General features: G+C 66.9%; 16 protein-coding genes and 1 pseudogene. 6 read left to right on the top strand and 11 right to left on the bottom strand.

Annotation, left to right across the window (positions count from 1 at the left end; all coding sequences use genetic code 11):
* Positions 1-139 precede the first annotated feature (139 nt).
* The 4 genes from OHN74_RS22170 to OHN74_RS22155 form a co-directional block, all read right to left on the bottom strand.
* Positions 140-1,306, bottom strand: a complete 1,167-nt coding sequence (locus OHN74_RS22170; protein WP_327696302.1) for a lipid-transfer protein — start codon at positions 1,304-1,306, stop codon at positions 140-142.
* Complete coding sequence (locus OHN74_RS22165; RefSeq protein ID WP_327696301.1) at positions 1,303-1,725, bottom strand: MaoC family dehydratase; 423 nt, start codon at positions 1,723-1,725, stop codon at positions 1,303-1,305. The genes OHN74_RS22170 and OHN74_RS22165 overlap by 4 nt, the downstream gene beginning before the upstream one ends.
* Positions 1,722-2,756, bottom strand: a complete 1,035-nt coding sequence (locus tag OHN74_RS22160; protein ID WP_327696300.1) for a bifunctional MaoC family dehydratase N-terminal/OB-fold nucleic acid binding domain-containing protein — start codon at positions 2,754-2,756, stop codon at positions 1,722-1,724. The genes OHN74_RS22165 and OHN74_RS22160 overlap by 4 nt, the downstream gene beginning before the upstream one ends.
* A gap of 166 nt (positions 2,757-2,922) precedes the next feature.
* A complete protein-coding gene (locus OHN74_RS22155; RefSeq protein WP_327696299.1) occupies positions 2,923-3,228 on the bottom strand; it encodes a hypothetical protein in 306 nt (101 codons plus the stop codon).
* A gap of 474 nt (positions 3,229-3,702) precedes the next feature.
* On the opposite strand from OHN74_RS22155, the gene OHN74_RS22150 reads away from it, so the two are divergent.
* Positions 3,703-4,569 (top strand): bifunctional DNA primase/polymerase, encoded by an 867-nt coding sequence (locus tag OHN74_RS22150; RefSeq protein ID WP_327696298.1) that lies wholly within the window; start codon positions 3,703-3,705, stop codon positions 4,567-4,569.
* Positions 4,570-4,751: 182 nt separating this feature from the next.
* On the opposite strand, the gene OHN74_RS22145 is transcribed toward OHN74_RS22150, so the two are convergent.
* Complete coding sequence (locus OHN74_RS22145; protein ID WP_443060566.1) at positions 4,752-5,411, bottom strand: formylglycine-generating enzyme family protein; 660 nt, start codon at positions 5,409-5,411, stop codon at positions 4,752-4,754.
* A 137-nt stretch (positions 5,412-5,548) separates the two neighbouring features.
* Between OHN74_RS22145 and OHN74_RS22140 the strand changes: the two genes are divergently transcribed.
* The gene (locus OHN74_RS22140; protein ID WP_327696297.1) at positions 5,549-6,043 is read left to right on the top strand and encodes a DUF6924 domain-containing protein; all 495 of its coding nucleotides are present in this window, start codon (positions 5,549-5,551) and stop codon (positions 6,041-6,043) included.
* Between the two features lie 28 nt (positions 6,044-6,071).
* On the top strand, positions 6,072-6,734 hold the full coding sequence (locus OHN74_RS22135; RefSeq protein WP_327696296.1) for a hypothetical protein: 663 nt from the start codon (positions 6,072-6,074) through the stop codon (positions 6,732-6,734).
* 159 nt (positions 6,735-6,893) lie between these two features.
* Here the strand turns inward: OHN74_RS22135 and OHN74_RS22130 are convergent, their stop codons facing one another.
* Positions 6,894-7,259 carry a DUF6193 family natural product biosynthesis protein gene (locus tag OHN74_RS22130; protein WP_327696295.1) on the bottom strand — a complete coding sequence of 122 codons (366 nt, stop codon included), beginning with the start codon at positions 7,257-7,259 and terminating at the stop codon, positions 6,894-6,896.
* A gap of 207 nt (positions 7,260-7,466) precedes the next feature.
* Complete coding sequence (locus tag OHN74_RS22125) at positions 7,467-7,991, bottom strand: DUF1877 domain-containing protein (protein WP_327696294.1); 525 nt, start codon at positions 7,989-7,991, stop codon at positions 7,467-7,469.
* Positions 7,992-8,249: 258 nt separating this feature from the next.
* Here OHN74_RS22125 and OHN74_RS22120 point away from each other — a divergent pair, with 258 nt between their 5' ends.
* Both OHN74_RS22120 and OHN74_RS22115 read left to right on the top strand, forming a co-directional pair.
* A complete protein-coding gene (locus OHN74_RS22120) occupies positions 8,250-9,074 on the top strand; it encodes a hypothetical protein (protein ID WP_327696293.1) in 825 nt (274 codons plus the stop codon).
* Positions 9,075-9,241: 167 nt separating this feature from the next.
* Entirely contained in the window at positions 9,242-9,964 is a 723-nt protein-coding gene (locus OHN74_RS22115; RefSeq protein WP_327696292.1) for a hypothetical protein, read from the top strand.
* Between the two features lie 557 nt (positions 9,965-10,521).
* On the opposite strand, the gene OHN74_RS22110 is transcribed toward OHN74_RS22115, so the two are convergent.
* The 4 genes and pseudogenes from OHN74_RS22110 to OHN74_RS22095 all read right to left on the bottom strand — a co-directional run.
* Positions 10,522-11,844, bottom strand: coding sequence for a helix-turn-helix transcriptional regulator (locus OHN74_RS22110; protein WP_327696291.1), 1,323 nt, complete (start codon positions 11,842-11,844; stop codon positions 10,522-10,524).
* Positions 11,845-12,175: 331 nt separating this feature from the next.
* On the bottom strand, positions 12,176-12,298 hold the full coding sequence (locus OHN74_RS22105; RefSeq protein ID WP_327696290.1) for a hypothetical protein: 123 nt from the start codon (positions 12,296-12,298) through the stop codon (positions 12,176-12,178).
* A gap of 450 nt (positions 12,299-12,748) precedes the next feature.
* The gene (locus OHN74_RS22100; RefSeq protein ID WP_327696289.1) at positions 12,749-13,411 is read right to left on the bottom strand and encodes a YdcF family protein; all 663 of its coding nucleotides are present in this window, start codon (positions 13,409-13,411) and stop codon (positions 12,749-12,751) included.
* Positions 13,408-14,013: pseudogene (locus OHN74_RS22095) on the bottom strand (UTRA domain-containing protein); the annotation flags it as partial. The gene OHN74_RS22100 and the pseudogene OHN74_RS22095, both read right to left, overlap by 4 nt.
* 44 nt (positions 14,014-14,057) lie before the next feature.
* Between OHN74_RS22095 and OHN74_RS22085 the strand changes: the two are divergent.
* Positions 14,058-15,310 (top strand): IS3 family transposase gene (locus tag OHN74_RS22085; protein WP_443060427.1). Its coding sequence is split into 2 segments (ribosomal slippage): positions 14,058-14,340 and positions 14,340-15,310, totalling 1,254 coding nucleotides; the frame shifts between segments, so codons are not numbered across the junction.
* The last annotated feature ends 5 nt before the right edge of the window (positions 15,311-15,315 follow it).

The raw sequence follows: 15,315 nt of genomic DNA, 5'->3' as shown, positions 1-15,315 counted from the left end.
GCCTCCACCTCCTGAAGGTGGAGGCCGAGTACGGGACTATGAGGGTTCAACCCTGAGGGGTCGTACGGCGGTGGTACGGAGGCTCCTCCTCCGGTAGTAGAGGGAACCGCGGGCCCAGCGGCCGGCCAGACGCTCGCACTCACCCGGCACCCTCCAGCACCAACCCCGATGTCGGCACCCCCGTCCCTGCCGTGACCAGCACTCTTTCCGCACCCGGCACCTGGTTGACGGAGGTCCCGCGAAGCTGTCGTACCGCCTCCGCGATGCCGTTCATACCGTGCAGGTACGCCTCCCCGAGCTGACCTCCGTGCGTGTTCAGGGGCAGCCCCTCGGCCGCGACGAAATCCGCCGCCTCACCCGGCGCGCAGAAGCCGAACTCCTCCAGCTGCATCAGCACGAACGGCGTGAAGTGGTCGTACAGGATGGCGACGTCGATGTCGGCCGGGCCCACCCCTGCGGTCCGCCACAGCTGGCGGGCCACGACACCCATCTCCGGGAGCCCGGTGAGGTCGTCGCGGTAGAAGCTCGTCATCTGCTCCTGAGCGCGCCCCGCGCCCTGGGCCGCCGCCGCGACGACGACAGGTGACCGCCGCAGCTCGCGCGCCCGTTCGACGGACGTGACGACGACCGCCTGACCGCCGTCCGTCTCCTGGCAGCAGTCGAGCAGCCGCAGGGGCTCGGCGATCCAGCGCGAGGCCGCGTGGTCGGCGAGGGTGATGGGACGGCCGTGGAACCAGGCCGCCGGATTGGTCGCCGCGTACTTCCGGCCACGGACGGCGACCTGCCCGAACGCCTCCGCCGACAGCCCGTACGCGTACAGGTACCGCTGCGCCGCCATCGCCACCCAGGAGGCGGGCGTGAGCAGCCCGAACGGCAGCGACCAGCCGAGCGCCACCCCTTCGGCCGACGGCTCCCGCCGCTGCACCCCCGACCCGAACCGCCGTCCCGACCGCTCGTTGAAGGCCCGGTAACAGACGACGACCTCGGCCACCCCGGCGGCGACGGCGAGCGCGGCCTGCTGGACGGTGGCGCAGGCGGCGCCCCCGCCGTAGTGGACCCGGGAGAAGAAGGACAGCTCCCCGATCCCGGCGGCCTGCGCGACGGTGATCTCCGGGCTGGTGTCCATGGTGAACGTGACCATGCCGTCCACATCGGCAGGCGTCAGCCCGGCGTCGTCGAGCGCGGCCCGCACCGCCTCCACCGCCAGCCTCAGCTCGCTGCGCCCCGAGTCCTTGGAGAACTCGGTGGCCCCGATGCCGACGATGGCCGCACGGCCGCCGAGATCGTCGCGCGCGTGCAGGGTCACGGGGTGCCTCCCGGGGCCGAGGGGGGTACGGAGACGGTCACCGTCCCGGAAACGTGCCGTCCGATCCCGTTCGCCCCGAGGACGCGTACGACAACCGTGTCGCCTTCGGCCTCGCCGCCGCCGTCGATGTCCTCGATCCGGCCGGTCAACACCATGGTGTCGCCGGGGTAGTTGGGGGCGCCGAGGCGGATGGCGAGCTTGCGCAGGACGGCGTCGGGCCCGAAACAGTCGGTGACGTACCGTCCCACCAGCCCGTTCGTGGTGAGGATGTTCATGAAGATGTCGGGGGACCCCTTCGCCCGCGCCGACTCGGCGTCGTGGTGCACGTCCTGGAAGTCGCGGGACGCGATGGCCCCGGCGACGATCAGCGTGCGCGTGATAGCGATCTCCAGCGGCGGCAGCTCGTCCCCGGCCCTCATCCGCCCACCTCCGCGGGCAGATCGCCCCGGAACACCGGAAGCGCCGGCTGCCCCTCCTCGTACCGTACGAACTCCAGCCGCACCGGCATCCCGATCCGCACCTTGTCGTACGGCACGCCCACCACGTTGCTGACGATCCGCACGCCCTCCGCGAGCTCGATCAGCCCGACCGCGTAGGGCGGGTCGAAGGCCGGGAAGGGCGGGTGGTGCAGGACGACGTACGAGAAGACGGTGCCGTCGCCGGACGCCTCGACGGTGTCCCAGTCGCCGTTGCCGCAGGCGCTGCACCCCGGCAGCCAGGGGAAACGGAGGGTGCGGCACCCGAGGCAGCGTTGGACGAGGAGCTGGTGCCGGTCGACACCCTCCCAGAATCCGGCGTTGTCGCGGTTGATCACCGGGCGGGGGCGTGTGGGGGTAGGGACGGGGGCGACCTGGGGTTCCTGCCCCTCAGGTGCCTCAGCTGCCTCAGGGGCGCGTGAGGGGGCGTACTTGCGTACCGGTGCGTACTTGAGGATCCGGAAGCGATGGGTGCCCACCGGCTCACCGTCCACTCGTACATCCGTCCGGGTCGTGACGAAGTACCCGGTGCCGAGCTTGGTGGTCTTGGGCCCGGAGACCGACTCCACGACCGAGTCGAAGGCGACCCGGTCCCCCGGCCGCAGGGGCCGCAGATACTCCTGCTCGCAGTCGGTGGCGACGACCGAGGTGCAGCCCGCGCCGTCGAGCAGGTCGAGCAGTTCCTCGTACGCGGCCGAGCGACCCGGGTTCCCGGAGAGGCCGCCCATGGTCCACACCTGGAGCATGGCGGGCGGCGCGACGGCGTCCGGCCCGGAATACGCCGGACTGTTGTCCCCCAGCGCCTCGCACCAGTGCCGGATCATCGGCTCGTTGACGGGATCCTTGCCGACACCGCCAGTGACAGCTGGGCGCCCTTCGAACGCGGAGAGCCGCTGGGCGAGTTGGTCGCCGGGCGGCTCATCAGGCCGAGGACCGGGCCGACGACCGGACTGCTGACTGGGTAGGTGGGTCACGGTTTCTGACTGTCCGTCAGATACCGAAGGGTGTCAAGAGCCCGGAAAACGTCTGCGCGGCGACACCAAGTACGTGTCGCCGCGCAGACGCGTTACCACCCCATGAAGCGATCCCCACAAGGGAGTTCAGGACCGCCGGGGACCCACACCCCCGCCGGCCCACGGCTCACCAGAGGTTGGTGAAGTTGACGACGGCGTTGGACTGGTCGATGGCCGTGAAGGCCGAGCCGTTGACCTGTGCGGTGTTGTTCTGGTTCGAGGCGCCGGAGCCGACCGCCTGCTGCTGCGAGGTGGACGAGTTGCCGTTGTTGTTTCCGCCCACGCCGCTGCCGATGACGCTCGCGACGGCCGCGTTCGATCCGTCGTCCGCGAAGGCGCCGTTGTCCGCCGCCGCGACACCGCTGAAGAGCGCGGCAGCGAGGGGCAGAGCCGAGACGGCGGCGAGAACGCGGGCGGTACGGATGCTTGCCATGTCTGTTCCTCCAGAACATGTACGCCCCGGCTCCGTGCCGGACCGTACGAAGTACGTGTGATGCGTAGTGCGTGTGATGCGTAGTGCAAGTGACTCGTAGTGCGTGTGATGCGAACCGCGTGCTGCGGATTGCATGAACCACCTCTGATCCCAAGGCAGTTGGCCACCCGCCTCGGTGCTGTTTCGCCGCTGTGCACTGCGTCGCAAGATCAGAATTGCCCACCGAATCCCCGGTGAACCACCCCGGAACCGATCATTCCCCCTGAAGCGTGATGACAAGTCGATAAACCCCCTTCGCATCATGGAAGTCGCAGGTCAACCCGATAGGGGTGATTCACGCCAAGCCACTACGGGTGACACCCAAGGGACGCAAGGGCTGAAGCGTTCCCGCACATTTCCAGCCATTCCCCCCAGAGGGCCACAGCGCACCGGCACACCCTTCCCTTTTTCGAACATAAGTACGAACATGGAGGTATGGCCACCACAGACCGGCAGGCCACGACGCTGGCCCTCGCACACGCCCTGTCAGCCGCCGAACGCGGCCTGGCCGTCATCCCCCTGTCCAGGACAAAGCTCCCGGCCCTGCGCTCCCCCCACCGAGACGACCCGGCCCCGACCCCGTGCCACGGTGAGTGCGGAGGCATGGGCCACGGCGTGTACGACGCCACGACCGACCCGTCCCGTATCCGCGAACTCTTCGCCGCCGCCCCCTGGGCCACCGGCTACGGCATCGCCTGCGGTCTGCCCCCGCACCACCTCATCGGCATCGACCTCGACACCAAGTCGGGCACGGACTCCTCCGCGGCCCTGCGCGAACTGGCCCTGCGCCACCTCTTCACGATCCCCGAGACGGTGGTCGTCCTGACCCCGTCCGGCGGCCGCCATCTCTGGCTGACCGGCCCCCCGGACGCCGTGGTCGCCAACTCGGCGAGCAGGCTGGCCCCCGGCATCGACATCAGAGGGGCCGGCGGCTACCTCGTCGGCCCCGGCTCCCGAACCGAACACGGCGTCTACGGCACGGCACCCGGCACGGCCCACCTGACCCCGGCCCTCTGCCCGCCGTCCCTCCTGCGCCTCCTCCTGCCGCCGCCCCGCACACCCCGCTCCGCGTCCCCCACTCCGGGCGAACACGGCCAGGGGCTCGTCCAGTTCGTCCTCGCGGCCCACGAGGGCCAACGCAACACCCGCCTCTTCTGGGCAGCCTGCCGCGCGTACGAGAACGGCCTCGGGCCCGCTCTGCTGGCCCCCTTGGTCGAGGCGGCCGTACAGACGGGGCTGACGGAACGGGAGGCACGGGCGACTGTGGCTTCGGCGGCGCGGATGTCGGGGTGGCAGGGGTGAACCCCCAGGGGGCCGCCAGCCCGTGAGGCCGAACGCACAGGAGGGGCGCCCCGGTGTCGGGGCGCCCCTCCTGATCGGCTCACACGCTGAACCGGGGCGGAAGCGGAAGCGGAGCGGCGAGATTCGAACCCACGTGACATCGCAGCCCCGGCGGTCCGACCGACGGTTTCAAAGTGAGGCTGTCAAGGCCGAGGCGATGGCGTGGAGCGCGCAACGCGGAATCCCACGTCGTCGATCCGGAAGGTCGGGTGGCTGCGCCGCCGCACCGACGCCCGGCAGCTCCAGTGCTCGTCGGCCCATCCACCACCGCGGAGCACCCGGTAGGTGCCGTACACCTCGGCGTCGTAGACGTCCCAGCACCAGTCCCACACATTGCCCAACATGTCGTACAGACCCCATGCGTTGGGTTGCCTGCCGCCGACGGCATGGATCCGCCCGTCAGAGTTGCCCCGGTACCAGGCGACCTCGTCGAGCGGGCCGTAGCGCGCGCCAGTGGTCCCCGCACGACAGGCGTGCTCCCATTCGGCCTCGGTCGGCAACCGGTACCCGTCCGAGGAGGTGTCCCATTCGGCCGTGCCGGCGTCGACGCTCAGGTCGTACGCGGGGGCCAGCCCCTCGCGCCGGGACAGGGCGTTGCAGAACCGAACGGCGTCCCACCACGAAACACCCTCAACCGGCAGCCGCTCGCCCTGGATTCCACTCGACCCTCCGCCCGTGACCAGCGCGTACCAGGACTGGGTGACCGGGAACGCCGACATCTGAAACGGCGCGACCTCGACCGGCCAACTGCTCTGCGTCCGCCGGTCCGACAACGTCACCCGTCCCGACGGGACGACGACCATCTCGTTTCCTGCCCCCACGTCCACAATGGCCACCCTAGTGGCGCCTTCCTCGCTCCACCGATCACTGGGAGGAGGCAGCGAAGCCGTCGCTGGACCGGGTCCAGGCTCCTAGACCCGACGACCAGGCGTGGCAGGACATGGCAACGGCGCTGATGGAGCCCTGGGGAGACACGCAGTACGAGGCGCACGTCCACCTCATCGACGATCCGGCCTGGGCATGGGCGACCGTTGATGAGGTGCTGACTGCGGTCTGCGGTGACGACAACCTGGCCGTGGTCTTTCTCGCCGACCGTACAACCACGCAGGCCAAGAGCGCCCCGCTGCTGGTGGTCACCACGCTGACGCGGGAGGAGTGCGAGGACGAAGAGGACTACGAACGACTGACCGAGCTCGGTCGCGATTTCCGCACCATTCCCGCAGGGCTCCACGACGTCCACGCGAACCGAGCATCGGCAACCTGGGCTTCGAGGAGTACGCGGCATGGGCTCACGATGATCCCGAGGGGATCCACCGGTCCTTCTGAACAGGCTCACGAAACCGCGGTCAAAGCCCTGAGATTCCCCACTCACCCGTCGCCGTCACCCACCCCTTCATGCAGCCCTGGCCGGTGCGGAACAATCGCGATCAACTAACTGGACGGGCAACGGCGGGGGTAGGAACGTGGGGCTCTTTGGCTCGCGAAGTCGACGTAAGGGCATACCGAAGGAGCCGGCGCTACTGGCTGCGGCTGCGGAGAATCCCGGTGGCAGCGTCGCCGAGATCGATCCGACGTATATCGACGACCCGAACGGCTACGTACCCCCCGAGGCAATCCGCGGCGCGTGGTTGGTGGACAGCAGCGGGAAACTTACGGGTGAGTACGAGGAGAATCCCCGTCACGGTGTGCCACAGGACGACTTCAACAAGCTGACCGACCCTCATCACTGGCTTGGCTGGCTCGGCGATGATCCCGCGACCGCCATCCGGAAGGGCATCGAAGAGTCCTTGCGCGCCCAGGTGGCCGACGCAGTTGTCGAGTGGGTCAAGATCCTTGAAACGCCCCGGTTTCTCACGGGTGGGCGTCGACGTTCCGAAGACGAAAAGGCCATATTGGTCACCCGCGCGGCACTCGCCGCGCCCTTTGCGTTGTCCGTGAGCACAACGCAGCACGGGCGTTCCATCCTCCTGGGAGTGTTCTCCTGGGCGGCGGTGAACCTCTCACGGCCCCAAGTCCGCAAGGATCGGCACTGGTTCGACCTGGGCGTCGAGCTGGACTGGGCCGGGGAGCAGCTTCAAGGGCGGATCTACGAGATCGACGGTGAGGACGGCACCGCCGAGCGGTAGAGCGGCAACCTCCTCTCCAAGGAGTACGGCGAGGCGTGGAAGCCCGGATCCAGTCCGCCGGTGCTCGGTCACGCCCGGCCCTTGTGGACGGTCACAAAATTGGATCTGACCGTTTGCGTATGTGAGTGGTCTGGCCGGGGTCAGTGTGGCCGTGCGTCGTCACTTGTGCTTGTCGGCGGAGGCTGTGACGACCGGCTCGAAGTCGGCCGGCAGAAGTCTCACTGCCAGATTCACGGCCTCCGTGGCAGTTTCGACTTCGCCGACCACGGCGAGGGGATCACGGCGACGGACCTCGAACGATCCGCTGCGCAGAGGTTCAATGGATCCGGCCTGCAAGATCCAGGGGTAGTCGGTGCGGCTGCTGAAGAGCAGAGCGAAATGGCTGGTGAACGGATACAGCCGCCGTAGCCGTGGTGTCGCGGCAGCGGCCTCCAGCAGCGGAACGATGCCCGGATATGGCTGTCCTGGCGAGCGAATCTCGTGGACATCACGTGACCACCGCCAGCTGAGTTTAGTGACACCCATCGGGCTTCAACGGCGGCGGCAGGCCCGTGACTGCGCGCTGTGGCCATGTCGGGCAGAACCGGCTTTCGAGGCAGGGACGGCGGTTCTGAGGCTTGGCGGGTCGGGTACACCGCCACAGTGTGCTCCTGTCTGGGGCTTTCACGGAATTACTGGCAGAGCCACAAAATTCCCCAAGTGCTCGGGGTGGGGACGCCGGATGGGGGCGGGTCAGTCCCACCAGAGCACAACGAGCAGGTGGCGCTCAGCTGCGTCGAGGTAGAAGTCGCGCAAGGCATTGAAATGCTCCAGCAGGTACGCCCTTAGACCGCCGGTGATGGGGTCGCCCACGTGGCCGATCAAAGATCCGGCGTCACGGTCGTCGGCCGGCAGGGCCGCGAGAAGAACGGGCATGTCGATCTGGCCAAGGAGTTCGGAGACGCACGCCACTTGAGAGATGCCCAGGGCGGTGGGTGCGGCCCCGAAGGGGGCTATGGCGTGCGCGTGAGTATTGAGGAAGCCGAGGTCCAGAACAGTGTCGCCGTCTGTGGCCCGGCGCAGAGCATCGAGATGGACTTCTCCGAGTCCGGCCACCTCTCCGACGCGTTTCAGCAGCGCCGGTGCCCAGTCCAGGTCCAGCACCTCGTACGCCGACGGATCCCACTGGGGATCGCGGTCCGGTGACGCGCTGGCGGACTGACGGCAGGCGGCGAGACACTCTTCGGAGATGCGGGCGAGTTGCTGAGTCACGGCCATGACGGCAGTATCCCCGCCACGTCTACCGGATTTCGGCAGCAGGTTTGGGGCCGCTCACGGTCACCGCCCCATGGGGACTCGTGACCGTCAGGGTGGGGAATTGCGTGACGCTCAGATCCCGAAGCCTGGGGAAATGACCGCCCACAGCCCTCACCCAAAACAAATCGCTTCCCGGCTTCGCCGCACTGTAGACATGGTCTGGGGCACGGATCTGCACGCCTGCATTCATCCTGTGCGCCCCGACGACAAGGAGAGATCATGGCTGGCGTAACGGTGACGGTCTGCCTGCCGGCCGAGGCCGTGGATGATGTCGAAGGGGCGCTCACGAAGGCTCTTGCGCCCTTCGACTCCGATTCAGGACACAACCCTGTCAGTCGCGGCATGTGGGACTCCCGCCGCATCCGCGGCGGCAGCACAGACGGAGGTTTCGCCGTCGCCCTCGGACACGAGGAGGATCCCCGGCTCATCCATGACAACCCCGCACCCGACGGCACACCCCGCCCCAGCCCCCCGGGCGTCTGCGCCGGAGGACCACGCGCACTGCTCGACTTCTCCCAGCCGCACCTTGCTTCCGAACGAGCAGCCGCCGCGTCATGGGACCTGTGGCACAGCCTCTCCGCCGTGCACCCTGAGGCCGTTCCCCTCGCGGACTACGTGGACCGCTGGCGAAACGATCCCACCGCATTCGGCGGTGACGGGTATTCAGACGCAATGTTCTCCGCCTACCGGGCCCAGCCGCTGATCAAGGCGTACCTGGACCACTCTTTCAGCCTCGACACGGGCTTCCTGGGCTTCTTTGGCAACAGCGATCCTTTGGAGCACCCGGTCATCGGCTATGCCGGAACCCGGGCCGAGTACATCCGGCAGTACACATCAACAAGGCCATCGAATACGGACGTGCTCACTCTGGATGGCTGGTGGCTGGAGGTGTACCAGCACGGTATGAAGGCCGTCCACGCCTTCTGCGAGCCTGAGCTGTGCCCGCACGACTCTCCACTGCCCGCCGTGTGGCCAGGCAGCGAGGCGTACCTCGCGGACCTTCCCGGCGACACGATCCTCGTCCGGGTCCACTGCCACTGCTGACGCGACCCATCGGTCTGGCTTGGCAGGGTTGTCGCTACTCAGGACCTACTGAGAATTTCGAGTCGTAGTCGGGTAGTGACGGTTCAGTCCGCAGTATCAGCTCCGGCCCATCCTGATAGCCTGCGATCTTCGCCGGTCACCCGGACGGAGTCCCCCGGCGGGTCGCCATGTCACACCACCAGCAACTCATGACAGCCCTCGATGCACTGGACCGCGCCTTCGCCGCTGAAGAGCCGTTCCCCGTCGGTGGTTGCACGTACTGCTACGGCGAGGAGGGACTCGCCGAACTCTCCAGGCCGCTGCACCTCATACCCGACGACATGGTGTCCGCAGCCGCCGGAGAGGTGCCCAGCCACTGGGACGACTTCCCGCGTCTCTACCGGCGTCTCGTCCCACGCATCATCCGCCCCCTTGTCGCCGGTCAGTTCCACGTCTCCGAGGAACTGATCGCCACCCGCCTGGTCGAAGCTGGCTGGAGCACCTGGGACGCGCCCCTGGCCGACGCTCTTCGCAACGTCTGGACCGCATGGTGGCCGGCCACACTGCACACCCACCCCAGCCCAGTGTCCATCAGGGACACCCTCAGCCTCATCACCGTCGCCACCGACAGCCTGCGCCCCTGGCTGGACATATGGACCGCCACCCGGACCCCGGCCGCCGACGCGCACTTGGCGGACCTGATGGTCGACGTGCTGTTCGAGTACGAGATCACCGACCTGAGCCTGGGGTTCCACAGCGAATACCACGCCACCGCGGAGCTGGTGGAATGGCTCCTCACCGATGTGCGCGACCGTGTCACCGACTCCCGTCTCGACGATCCGGACTTCATTCACCACCTCCAGCAGCTGATCAGCGCTCCAACTGACGTCTCACGGACTCCCTTGCAGTAGCAGCGCTCCCGCATCCGACAGAGGACCCCAGCGCGGCATGGACCGTGGCCCACACCTGGCCCACACACCCTGATCAACAACGCGCCAGACCCGCGTCAAGCTGAGACAGCCCCACGCAGAAGGGGTGCCCCTCACCGAGGGACACCCCTTCTGACCTGCACACTCTCCCACCTGGCGGAAGCGGTGAGATTCGAACTCACGGTGACATCGCTGCCACGACGGTTTTCATGACCGGCCGGTTACACACGGCCGGATGGCCTCTGACCTGTACATACGGCGCCCCGGGATGCATCGTCCGTTCCTTGTTGGCCAGAGGATGGCCGCGACTGACAAGAGTCGGACCCAACTCAACGGTCTCGCACTCGTCTGCTGCGCCAACTGCCATCGCGTGATCCACCGCCGCGTGCTTGGCCAACACCGTAAGAAGTCCGCGCGCTCGTTGAGACCCGCCGGGCAGGCCAGAAACGCATCCCTACGCGGCAACGGGACACATCCGCTGCCGTGGAGACTGTCACGAATTACGGACACCCTCGGATGCAGCGGCGCTGAGACCGCACTCAAGGGCTTAGGGTGTCGCGCTGTCCGCTGTTATGAGCCTGTCGATTGGTGTCGTCGAGAGCACTCAGAAGATCCAATACCGACAAGGAGTTGGGTCCCACACTGAGCTCGTATGAAGGGCTCAGCCGCACTGGCTGGGCGTTCTTTGAGCTGAGCGCTATGTTGCGCATTTCCTCCAGAATCATGTGAGGTACCGCCAGGCGCTCAGCCCGATTGGGAAGTATGAACGTCTCCGGGCTGTTGGTGGTCACACGGCCCTTCCCACCGCCGCGACCGCTTGGGCGGATGATGGGCCTGCGCACGCCGGGGTACAGGGCGGCATACAAACCGGCGTACGCGTGTACGTGGTTGGCGCCCGGGGCAGAGAGTCGGCAGACTTCCACGTCATTGACAAAGTGCCGCTCAACAAAGTGGAAGGGCAGCACCCTGGGGTCCTTGCACAGTAGCGCCGTAACAGCCCAAGTGCCCGCATCGGGGCGGAAGGTCGCCTCTACGTTGTAGAGATCCACTAGCAGTTCCCAGACGTCCGACGGCTGAGCGGTGCGGTGGAACCGCTCCAGACGATGAGGTATCCGAATCAATTCTTTGTCGAAGAGATCGTGCCATTGGGCCAGTGCAAGCCCTGCGCGGATCTGGCGGCCGCGGTCGGTGTCATAGTCCGCGATGACGCGCTCGCGCTGGGCGCGCACCTGGCTCTGGCGCAGTTCTCCCAGTTCGTAGGTCAGGACGCGTTGTATGCGCTGGACTGGTCGGGCGTAAGCAGCGGCCAGTTCGATCAGATTCTGATCATTGAGTGCGGGCCCCCGCCACGGCCCGGTCTTGGGTACGTAACGCTCAGCCATAGCCACGACCAGCTCGAAAGCGCGGGCTCGGCGACGCTGCACGGCCGGCGTCCGGTCAATGGCCGCCTCGATCAGGTGGCGGGGCGCCCCCAGGGCGGCGGTTACCTGGTCCAGGAACTGAGGACTGCGGCTCGGCACGATGCCTTCGCTCTCGAACCGGCGGTAGTTCTTGGGAGAGATGCCGAGCCGGTTCACGACGTCCTGGGCCCGCAGTCCAGAAGCACGCCGGAGGTCGGCAAGAGTCCATGTGTCGAGCTGCTCACTCTTCATGAGCTGGAAGGGGTGCACCTTCAGGGCGCGGGCGAGGGCGCGCACGCGCGGCGGGTCGGGCACCCGGTGCCCGTTCTCGTAAGCAAGGATCTGCGCTTTGGTTGCCCCGACTGCCTTCGCCAGCTCCTCAGCCGTCATCGACACCACATCCGGACGCGCGTAGACGTTCATCCGGTGCGCTAGCAGCTCAGAGGGGCTGAAATGAGTCATGCCCCGCGCCATCCGTGCGCCCTTCCTCGTCGCCGGGACCCGTTTAGAGGTACCATTCGGGGGCTACGGACGAGTCACATCGTCAACTCCACTCGAAGCTTGACCTGGGATGCCATGTTTTTTAGTGGCAGAACCGGTGGATGCTTCGGCGAAAATGCGCGACGTTGGACGCCGTTGGCCGCACCGTTTGGGGACTGCGGTCCACGTGTATTCATGATGGAAGAGGCCCTGCACCTCCACGGTTCATGACCCGTTGGCGGAGGCACAGGGCCAGCGTCTGGGAGTGGATTCCCGGTGAGGCCCTCTGTTCGCAGCAGGGGGCCTTAGGCGTCTACAGAGAGCTATCGAACAGACGACGCAGCCAGACACTCAGTGCCTGAAGCGCCAGCCAGCCGATCGCTTTCTTGACGTTCTTCCGGTTCTTCCGCTCCCCGCCCTCGGGCGGGTTCTCCATCCGCAGCACCTTTCTCTCGGTCGCGGAGCCGATCGGCCCCGATCGGGCCAACCGATCGACGGATTGCGCCGCAAGAGAAGATGCTGGGATGAGCCTACCGGGTCCGACCTACAACAACGGTCCGCTAGTGACCACACCCGGACCAACTGCCGCCCTGAATCGCCCTTTGACGGTTAGTTGATTCTTGTAACGTCACCGCGACCTGCGAACACGCAGCCGAGCAACTGCCACTGAGGCGGGGGATCGCGGGCAGTCACGCTGCGTACAGCTCGGGGGGTAGGAGGGTGCCTACGTCACATGACGGAGTCGCACTCACTGCCGAACCCATCGAATCTCGGATGTGTGGCGTCCATCACTCGCGGCGCACCACATGCCAATGTAGGAGGCTGAACCCGCCCCCACTCCCTACATTTACGGGGCTTGGCCATGGCTAGCACCCGTCACCCGAACTCAAGTGATGGTTGCCTCCGGGATGAGTCGACTGGTGAAGCCCTCGACGCAAAGCCGCTCGTAGGCAGCCGTCACGACATCCGACACATCCTGTTCGATGGCCAAACCCCAGCCGGGGAACACGAGCACTCGTTGCAGCGCTCCCACGATCATGTCGATCACCATGCGGGCATCCCCGATGGAATCGGCATACTCCTCCAAGTCCATCGGTGTGGACGCGCACACCACCTCGACCTCAGGCCAGAGCTTTCGCATCATGGCGTACGAGCGCCGCTCTTCGTACGGCTTGCTGACGAGTAGGACAGACGAGGCCTTGATACCGGCCTCGACCAGTACCGCCTTCGTGAACTCAATGTTCTCGCCGGTGTTCGTGGCGCGCGGCTCCAGCAAGACGGCGGAGTCGGGCACCCCGAGCTGCAACGCCCGCTCGCGGTAATGGACGGCCTCGCCACGCGGCATACGTGCTCGGGTCGTCGGGCTGGTGGCCCCGGTGAACACGATCACCGGGGCCATGCCCTGGCGATACAACTCCGCTGTCACGTCGGCCACGCCGAGGTCGTGGCTCCCCAATCCGACGGCGACCGAACAGGGCCGTGGGTCGTGGTGCATGAGGTGGTAGTCCCACAGAAGTCGGGCGTCCGCCCATGCCTGCGCCGAGATCATTTCTGGCCCTCTCCGTCCTGTGCCGAGTCCGGAACCTTGAAGTCGTACTCCCATGCGAAGCGCGATGCCGAGTGGATGCCGATGGTGTACTCGACGACCGTGCCGTCTGCCGTGTAGGTGGTGCGGTGCAGTTCTACGACGGGTTCGCCCGGCGGCAACTGCAAGAGCTTCATTTCGTCCGCCGTGGGGACACGGGCGAACAGGGCCTCTCGCATGTGGTCGATCTCGTAACCCGCGTCGTACAGCACCCTGTATCCGCCACCACGGCCGGCGGGGCCCGGTGCGGGGTCGACGATGCGTGTTCCCTCGACATGTTCGGGCCGGTAGTAGCTGGTCAGGGTGTGGGTGGGTTGGGTGCCCTCCTTCACCAGGCGGGCGCGTGCGTACACCCCGGAGCCGACCGGGATGCCGAGCCCGTCGGCGACGGCAGCGCTCGCCTCGACGCGGCTCACGGTCTGTGTCTGCTCGTTGCGCTTGTATTCGCGCCCTGATGCCACACGGTCCGCGATGAAGGCGACTTCGTCGCCGTCGCGCCATTTCGCCTTGTCGTACCGGGCGATGCCGAGCCGCTTGAGCGGGGTGCGTGGGCGCACGACTGAACCGCTCCGGGTTCGATAGGGACTCGATCATTTGAGAGGATCGAGTCATGGCACGCCCTTCCCCTTACCCCCTTGAGCTGCGCAAACGTGCGGTCCGCATGGTCGCCGAGGTGCGGCCCGAGTACGACACCGAGTGGTCCGCGATGAAGGCGGTCGCCGCCAAGCTGGGGATCGGGACGACCGAGACGCTGCGCAAGTGGGTCCGCCAGGACCAGATCGACAACGGAGCCCGGCCGGGGACCACGACAGAGGAGTCCGCGCAGGTCAAGGCGATGAAGAAGGAAATCGCCGAACTCAGGCGGGCGAACGAGATCTTGAAGGCGGCGGCGAGTTTCTTCGCGGCCGAGCTCGACCGGCCACACACGCGCTCGTAGCGTTCATCGACGAGCACAAGGGCCGCTTCGGCGGTGTCGAGCCGATCTGCCGCGTGCTCACCCAGCACGGCTGCAAGATCGCCCCTTCCACCTACTACGCCTGCAAGAAACGCCAGTTGGCGCCCTCGCCGCGGTCCGTGCGGGACGAGGGGCTCAAGGAACAGATCAAGGAGGTCTACGAGGCCAACTACCGTGTCTACGATGCGAGGAAGGTCTGGCGCCAGCTGAACCGCCAGGGCCAGAAAGTGGCCCGCTGCACGGTCGAGCGTCTGATGCGCGAGATCGGCATCGCCGGCGCCGTCCGCGGCAAGAAGGTCATCACGACCATGCCGGACCCGGCGGCGGCCAGGGCCCCGGACCTGCTCGACCGCGAGTTCGTCGCACCGGCGCCGAACCGGACCTGGGTCGCCGACTTCACACACGTCGCCGCCTGGGCGGGCGTCGTCTATGTCGCCTTTATCGTGGACACCTTCTCCCGCCGCATCGTCGGCTGGTCCGCATCGCTGTCGAAACAGACCCAACTCGTCCTGGACGCCCTGGACATGGGCCTGTGGCAGCGCGACCGAGACGGTCGTCCACCCATCCCCGGCGAGTTGGTGCACCACTCCGATGCCGGGTCGCAATACACATCATTTCGCCTCGCCGAACACCTGGACTCGGTCCGGATCGCGGCCTCGATCGGGTCGGTTGGCGACGCTTACGACAACGCGCTCATGGAGTCGACGATCGGCCTGTTCAAGACCGAGGTCATAAAGCCTCAGCGGCCGTGGAAGACGCTGTCGCACGTCGAGCTCGCCACTGCCGAGTGGGTCGACTGGTACAACCACCGCCGACTCCACGGTGAGATCGGGCACATCCCACCCGTCGAATACGAAGCCAACTTCTACCGAGCAACCACGAATCTCCAGGTAACAGCCAACATCTGAGATCT

Source organism: Streptomyces sp. NBC_00459, from assembly GCF_036013955.1.
Taxonomy (GTDB): Bacteria; Actinomycetota; Actinomycetes; order Streptomycetales; family Streptomycetaceae; genus Streptomyces.
The sequence above is the reverse complement of the archived record's forward strand: the minus strand, read 5'-3'. Positions and strand labels throughout refer to the sequence as shown.

What these genes read in the sequence shown, in the direction of transcription:
- OHN74_RS22120 (WP_327696293.1), top strand. Translation starts at nt 8,250, where the DNA reads ATGGCTGGCGTAACGGTGACGGTCTGCCTGCCGGCCGAGGCCGTGGAT.
- OHN74_RS22145 (WP_443060566.1), bottom strand. Translation starts at nt 5,411, where the DNA reads ATGGTCGTCGTCCCGTCGGGACGGGTGACGTTGTCGGACCGGCGGACG.
- OHN74_RS22130 (WP_327696295.1), bottom strand. Translation starts at nt 7,259, where the DNA reads ATGGGTGTCACTAAACTCAGCTGGCGGTGGTCACGTGATGTCCACGAG.
- OHN74_RS22110 (WP_327696291.1), bottom strand. Translation starts at nt 11,844, where the DNA reads ATGACTCATTTCAGCCCCTCTGAGCTGCTAGCGCACCGGATGAACGTC.
- OHN74_RS22100 (WP_327696289.1), bottom strand. Translation starts at nt 13,411, where the DNA reads ATGATCTCGGCGCAGGCATGGGCGGACGCCCGACTTCTGTGGGACTAC.
- OHN74_RS22125 (WP_327696294.1), bottom strand. Translation starts at nt 7,991, where the DNA reads ATGGCCGTGACTCAGCAACTCGCCCGCATCTCCGAAGAGTGTCTCGCC.
- OHN74_RS22165 (WP_327696301.1), bottom strand. Translation starts at nt 1,725, where the DNA reads ATGAGGGCCGGGGACGAGCTGCCGCCGCTGGAGATCGCTATCACGCGC.
- OHN74_RS22105 (WP_327696290.1), bottom strand. Translation starts at nt 12,298, where the DNA reads ATGGAGAACCCGCCCGAGGGCGGGGAGCGGAAGAACCGGAAGAACGTC.
- OHN74_RS22155 (WP_327696299.1), bottom strand. Translation starts at nt 3,228, where the DNA reads ATGGCAAGCATCCGTACCGCCCGCGTTCTCGCCGCCGTCTCGGCTCTG.
- OHN74_RS22140 (WP_327696297.1), top strand. Translation starts at nt 5,549, where the DNA reads ATGGCAACGGCGCTGATGGAGCCCTGGGGAGACACGCAGTACGAGGCG.
- OHN74_RS22115 (WP_327696292.1), top strand. Translation starts at nt 9,242, where the DNA reads ATGTCACACCACCAGCAACTCATGACAGCCCTCGATGCACTGGACCGC.
- OHN74_RS22150 (WP_327696298.1), top strand. Translation starts at nt 3,703, where the DNA reads ATGGCCACCACAGACCGGCAGGCCACGACGCTGGCCCTCGCACACGCC.